At 53.2% G+C, this 6,171-nt stretch carries 5 protein-coding genes; 3 read left to right on the forward strand and 2 right to left on the reverse strand.

The features are described from left to right. Positions 1 to 86: 86 nt before the first annotated feature. Together raiA and bamD are read right to left on the reverse strand one after the other, a co-directional pair. Positions 87 to 419: a ribosome-associated translation inhibitor RaiA gene (gene raiA / locus AC3Y5R_RS21360; protein ID WP_489923001.1), complete on the reverse strand. Its 333-nt coding sequence runs from the start codon at positions 417 to 419 to the stop codon at positions 87 to 89. A gap of 270 nt (positions 420 to 689) precedes the next feature. Further along, positions 690 to 1,421 carry an outer membrane protein assembly factor BamD gene (gene bamD / locus AC3Y5R_RS21365; RefSeq protein WP_158784120.1) on the reverse strand — a complete coding sequence of 244 codons (732 nt, stop codon included), beginning with the start codon at positions 1,419 to 1,421 and terminating at the stop codon, positions 690 to 692. A gap of 130 nt (positions 1,422 to 1,551) precedes the next feature. On the opposite strand from bamD, the gene rluD reads away from it, so the two are divergent. The 3 genes from rluD to clpB all read left to right on the forward strand — a co-directional run bounded on the left by rluD (position 1,552) and on the right by clpB (position 5,956). Then, a complete protein-coding gene (gene rluD / locus AC3Y5R_RS21370) occupies positions 1,552 to 2,529 on the forward strand; it encodes a 23S rRNA pseudouridine(1911/1915/1917) synthase RluD (protein ID WP_489923002.1) in 978 nt (325 codons plus the stop codon). Then, entirely contained in the window at positions 2,529 to 3,257 is a 729-nt protein-coding gene (gene yfiH / locus AC3Y5R_RS21375) for a purine nucleoside phosphorylase YfiH (RefSeq protein WP_158784122.1), read from the forward strand. The genes rluD and yfiH overlap by 1 nt, the downstream gene beginning before the upstream one ends. A gap of 125 nt (positions 3,258 to 3,382) precedes the next feature. Beyond that, entirely contained in the window at positions 3,383 to 5,956 is a 2,574-nt protein-coding gene (clpB, locus tag AC3Y5R_RS21380; protein ID WP_489923003.1) for an ATP-dependent chaperone ClpB, read from the forward strand. The last annotated feature ends 215 nt before the right edge of the window (positions 5,957 to 6,171 follow it).

Consider the following 6,171-nt stretch of genomic DNA (forward strand, 5'->3'; position numbering starts at 1 on the left):
TATTGTCGAGCGTTTAAAGTAACCGCTGCAATTTCTTTCTGTCAATAAAAAACGCGCCCTGAAGGCGCGTTATCTCCCTTTTACGGTTATTCCTGATCGACGACGCTAAGGTCTTTGACGCTGGCAGTCGCGCGGCGCGCTTCGCCTTTGTGCTGAACTTTATTCAGCTGGCGCTCCAGTTTGTTGATCAGGTCATTTATGGCCGTATACATATCATCGTGTTTTGCGCTGGCCACCAGGGGGCCATTTGGCGTGTTGATAGCCGCATCGGCAACGAATTCCTTCGGCTCCTTTGAAAGAACGATATGGGGATTAATCAGATGAGTTTGCCACTTTTCAAGTTTGGCCAGACGGTCTTCGACATGTTGGCGGATAGCCGGGGTGATTTCCATGTGCTTGCTGGTAATGTTCAGAACCATAGTGCTTACCTCTCTGTCATTTCCGTCGAATGTAGGTCCAGCATACCCTGAAAAAAGGCTTGATGCGTGATCGATATCACGTTTTTTTGTCACTTTTTGTCAAGTGGGCAAAATTTGTGAGATGGGGTGATTATTCCCTTGTTGAGGCTTGAAGGGCTGATTTTAAGGGTGCATTATGGGTAAGTTAACTCAGAAGGAAAATCGAAAATCCGGTGCTTTTCTGGGCAAAAAAAATGGCAGCCACCGGCTGCCATTTTTCGTTTTTGTGACTTAAGCCTTATTAGCGGCGATGATCTTCGCGACCTTATCCGCTTCGGCATTCAGCTGCAACTGACGGTAGGCATTTTCCATCAGTGGCAGAGCCGTACGGGTAGCCTGAGTATCCGGGTAATCCTGCATCATTTGCTCTACACGGTTAACGACGGCGACATAGGCCTCGCGCTTGGTGTAGAATTGGGCAACGGATAACTCATACTTCGCCAGACGATCTTTCAGGAACACCAGACGCTTTCTGGCGTCAGTGGCATACTGGCTGTTTGGATACCCACGCAGCAGCTGAGAGAAGTCATGGAAGGCATCACGCGCATGCGTAGGATCGCGGTCTGAGCGATCGATGCCGAAAAAGCCCTGCAGCGCGCTGTCATCAAGCGCCATGTCCGTCAGACCACGCATATAAATCACGTAATCAATGTTCGGATGGGTTGGATTCAGACGCATAAAGCGGTCAATTGCGGCCTGCGCCAGCGGCAAATCGGCATTTTTGTAGTAAGCGTAGATCAGGTCTAGCTGAACTTGCTGGGAGTAAGGCCCGAACGGATAGCGGTTATCAAGCGCTTCCAGTTGCGTTATTGCTCCTTTAAAGTTACCGTCCTGCAGTTTTTGCTGGGCTGTGGCATAGATCTCGGAAGGTGGGTTATCGGGCACCGTATCCTTCGAGCCGGAACAACCCGCTAATGCCAGGCTCAACGTGGCTGCAGCCACCAGATATTTCATACGCGTCATGACGATTTGATTATCCTCAGAGTGTTATTCAGGAAGCTGTCCATGTAGCTCCCGATAGTGACCAGGTACAATAGCACATTATATTAAACGGCATCGCCGTGAAAACCCAACGTTAACGAAGAAGCTGTTTATGGCACAACAAGTAAAACTCAACGCAACGGTCTCCGAATCGCAACTCGGACAACGCTTAGATCAGGCTTTGGCCGAATTGTTCCCTGATTATTCAAGATCTCGTATAAAAGAGTGGATTCTCGACCGTCGCGTCAGTGTTAATGGCGTAATCATCGATAAACCAAAGGAAAAAGTGCTTGGTGGCGAACAAATCGCTATCGAGGCCGAGATTGAGGAAGAAGCGCGCTGGGAAGCGCAGGATATCCCGCTGAATATCGTTTATGAAGATGACGATATTATGGTCATCAACAAGCCTCGCGATTTGGTGGTTCATCCGGGGGCTGGTAACCCTGATGGCACAGTACTGAATGCGTTGCTGTATCATTTTCCGGCCATTGCTGATGTGCCGCGTGCGGGCATCGTGCACCGTCTGGATAAGGACACCACTGGCCTGATGGTGGTAGCGAAAACGGTTCCTGCTCAGACTCATCTGGTGGAGTCATTGCAGCTGCGTGAATTCACCCGTGAGTATGAAGCGGTGGCTATTGGCCGTATGACTGCGGGCGGAACGGTAAACGAGCCGATCAGTCGTCACTCGACCAAGCGCACCCATATGGCGGTACATCCGATGGGCAAACCGGCCACCACGCACTACCGCATTATGGAGCATTTTCGTGCTCATACCCGTATGCGTCTGCGTCTGGAAACCGGCCGTACTCACCAGATCCGTGTGCATATGTCCCACATCAACCATCCCCTGGTGGGTGACCCGCTCTACGGCGGTCGACCGCGTCCACCGAAAGGCGCTTCTGAAGCGTTTATCTCCATATTGAGAAAGTTTGACCGCCAGGCTCTGCACGCCACCATGCTGCGTCTGTATCATCCGATTACCGGGATTGAGATGGAATGGCACGCGCCGCTGCCACAGGATATGGTGGAGCTTATCGAGGCCCTGAAAGCCGATACTGAAGAGTTCAAAGATCAGCTGGACTGGTAATGAGCCTGATCATTCCCCAATGGAGCGTGCCCGCCAGCGTACGGGCCTGTTCAACAACCCGGCTGGCAGGCGTCAGCCATGCGCCCTGGGATTCGCTGAATCTTGGTGCGCATGTGGGGGATAATCCGCAGGACGTGCAGACCAACCGTGAAAGTCTGGTCCGGCTGGCAGAAATGCCGGCAATGCCCGTCTGGCTGGAGCAGGTTCATGGTGTTCGGGTATTACATCTTACCGGGGAAGAGCCTGACTCACTGCAGGCCGATGCTGCTTATACCCGCGAACGTGGCGTGGTTTGTGCAGCGATGACGGCTGACTGTCTGCCGGTACTGTTCAGTTCTCTGGATGGTAAAGAAGTGGCGGCAGCTCATGCTGGCTGGCGGGGATTGTGTTCAGGGGTTCTGGAAGCCACGCTCGATGCTTTTATCGCTCCGGCAGAAGAGATTGTTGCCTGGCTGGGACCCGCCATCGGACCGGAGGCCTTTGAGGTGGGACCGGAGGTGCGTAACGCCTTTTTAGCGCAAGATTTAATCACTGACGCGGCATTTCGTCCTGTTGGTGAAAAATATTATGCCGATATCTGGCAGCTTGCCCGGAACTGTCTGACACGCAGAGGAGTGCGCCATATCACGGGTGGCGGCCTTTGTACTGTCTCCGCACGGGAACAATTTTTCTCCTTCCGACGCGATGGCGTTACCGGCCGTATGGCAAGTTTGATCTGGCTGATATAACCTAGCGCCATAAGACGGTCCAGATTGATGTATTTTTCACCAAAATATTTGGGTCATTAAACTTGAAAATTTGAGGGATGACCTCATTTAATCTCCAGTAGCAATTTGACCTGAATGGGGGAATTATGCGTCTGGATCGTCTTACTAATAAATTCCAGCTTGCTCTCGCCGATGCCCAGTCTTTAGCACTCGGGCGCGACAACCAATTTATCGAACCTCTTCACTTGATGAGCGCCCTGCTCACTCAGGAAGGGGGCTCCGTACGTCCTTTACTCACCACCGCGGGTACTGATGTGTCAGCCCTGCGCAGCGGCGTGGAACAGGCTATTGCTCGTCTGCCACAGGTTGAGGGGACGGATGGCGATGTGCAACCTTCAGCGGATCTGGTCCGCGTCCTGAATCTCTGTGACAAACTGGCGCAAAAACGTGCCGATAACTTTATCTCATCCGAACTGTTCGTTCTGGCCGCTCTCGATTCGCGTGGCTCACTGGCTGATTTACTGAAATCCGCTGGAGCAACCAGCGAAAAACTGGCCCGGGCTATTGATCAGATGCGTGGAGGCGAAACCGTGAACGACCAGGGAGCTGAAGATCAGCGCCAGGCACTGAAAAAATACACCATCGACCTGACCGAAAGGGCGGAGATGGGCAAGCTGGACCCGGTTATCGGGCGTGATGAAGAGATCCGCCGTACTATCCAGGTTCTGCAGCGCCGTACCAAGAATAATCCGGTACTGATTGGCGAGCCTGGCGTGGGTAAAACCGCCATCGTTGAAGGCCTCGCTCAGCGCATTATCAACGGCGAAGTGCCGGAAGGGCTGAAAGGCCGCCGCGTGCTGGCGCTGGATATGGGGGCGCTGGTTGCCGGTGCCAAATACCGGGGTGAATTTGAAGAGCGCCTGAAAGGCGTGCTCAACGATCTGTCCAAACAGGAAGGCAACGTCATTCTGTTTATCGACGAGCTTCACACGATGGTCGGTGCGGGTAAAGCCGATGGCGCGATGGATGCAGGCAACATGCTGAAACCAGCGCTGGCCCGTGGCGAGCTGCACTGTGTTGGCGCCACCACGCTGGATGAGTATCGCCAGTATATCGAAAAAGATGCGGCACTTGAGCGTCGTTTCCAGAAAGTGTTTGTGGCGGAGCCGAGCGTTGAAGATACCATCGCCATCCTGCGCGGGCTGAAAGAACGTTATGAGCTGCATCACCATGTGCAGATTACCGATCCGGCCATTGTGGCGGCGGCTACGCTGTCTCACCGCTATATTGCCGATCGCCAGCTGCCGGACAAAGCTATTGACCTGATCGATGAAGCGGCTTCCAGCATCCGTATGCAGATTGACTCGAAACCGGAGTCGCTGGATCGTCTTGAACGCCGCATTATTCAGCTCAAGTTGGAACAGCAGGCGCTGAAGAAAGAGTCCGATGATGCCAGCATCAAACGTCTGGACATGCTGGAAGACGAGTTGAATCAGAAAGAGCGTGATTACTCTGAGCTGGAAGAAGAGTGGAAGGCGGAGAAAGCCTCACTGTCCGGCACCCAGACTATCAAGGCGGAACTGGAGCAGGCAAAACTGTCCATTGAGCAGGCGCGTCGTTCCGGCGATCTGGCACAGATGTCTGAGTTGCAGTACGGGAAAATACCTGAGCTGGAGAAACAGCTGGAGTTAGCCACCCAGGCCGAAGGAAAGACAATGCGTCTGTTGCGTAACCGCGTAACCGACGTGGAGATCGCTGACGTGCTGGCTCGCTGGACCGGTATTCCGGTTGCCAGAATGTTGGAAGGGGAGCGCGACAAACTGCTGCGGATGGAGCAGGAGTTGCACGAGCGTGTTATCGGTCAGGACGAAGCGGTTGAAGCTGTATCAAACGCCATCAGGCGGAGTCGTGCAGGTCTGGCCGATCCAAATCGCCCCATCGGCTCGTTCCTGTTCCTCGGCCCGACCGGGGTAGGTAAAACCGAGCTGTGCAAAGCGCTGGCTAATTTTATGTTCGACAGTGATGATGCGATGGTGCGTCTTGATATGTCTGAGTTCATGGAGAAACATGCGGTTTCGCGGCTGGTGGGCGCACCTCCCGGATATGTGGGTTATGAGGAAGGCGGCTATCTGACCGAAGCGGTCCGCCGTCGCCCCTATTCGGTGATCCTGCTGGACGAGGTGGAGAAAGCGCATCCGGACGTGTTTAACATTCTGCTGCAGGTGCTGGATGACGGTCGTCTGACTGACGGGCAGGGCAGAACAGTGGACTTCCGTAACACGGTGGTGATCATGACGTCTAACCTCGGATCAGATCTGATTCAGGAACGTTTTGGCGCGCTGAGTTATCCGGAAATGAAAGAAGTGGTGATGACCGTTGTCGGCCACCATTTCCGGCCGGAGTTCATTAACCGTATCGATGAACTGGTGGTGTTCCATCCACTGGGTGAGAAACACATTGCCTCCATTGCTAAAATTCAGCTGCAGCGTCTTTACAATCGTCTGGTTGAACGTGGTTATGAACTTCATATCTCCGATGCGGCGTTGCAGATGCTCGGTGAAAATGGCTATGACCCGGTTTATGGTGCAAGGCCGTTGAAACGAGCCATACAGCAGCAGATTGAAAACCCGCTCGCCCAGCAGATCCTCTCAGGCAGTCTGGTTCCGGGAAAAATGATCGAGATGGACGTGCAGGATGGGGCGATAGTTGCCCGTCAGTAATCGCAGTAAAGAACAGAAATGGGCCTTCGGGCCCATTTTTGTTTAAGAAAACGGCATTTGTGGTCGTCTTTATTACTTTTGGGTTGAATTTTGAGCGCTTGAAAAGTTTTTTGCATTTACCCCTTGTCAGCCGTCAGGAACTCCCTATAATGCGCCTCCATCGACACGGAACAACGGCTTACAGGCCGCCGGGTTGAGAGGTTCAGGAAGCTGAA

The organism is Erwinia sp. 009765445, assembly GCF_058137865.1.

What these genes read in the sequence shown, in the direction of transcription:
- bamD (WP_158784120.1), bottom strand. Translation starts at nt 1,421, where the DNA reads ATGACGCGTATGAAATATCTGGTGGCTGCAGCCACGTTGAGCCTGGCA.
- yfiH (WP_158784122.1), top strand. Translation starts at nt 2,529, where the DNA reads ATGAGCCTGATCATTCCCCAATGGAGCGTGCCCGCCAGCGTACGGGCC.
- rluD (WP_489923002.1), top strand. Translation starts at nt 1,552, where the DNA reads ATGGCACAACAAGTAAAACTCAACGCAACGGTCTCCGAATCGCAACTC.
- clpB (WP_489923003.1), top strand. Translation starts at nt 3,383, where the DNA reads ATGCGTCTGGATCGTCTTACTAATAAATTCCAGCTTGCTCTCGCCGAT.
- raiA (WP_489923001.1), bottom strand. Translation starts at nt 419, where the DNA reads ATGGTTCTGAACATTACCAGCAAGCACATGGAAATCACCCCGGCTATC.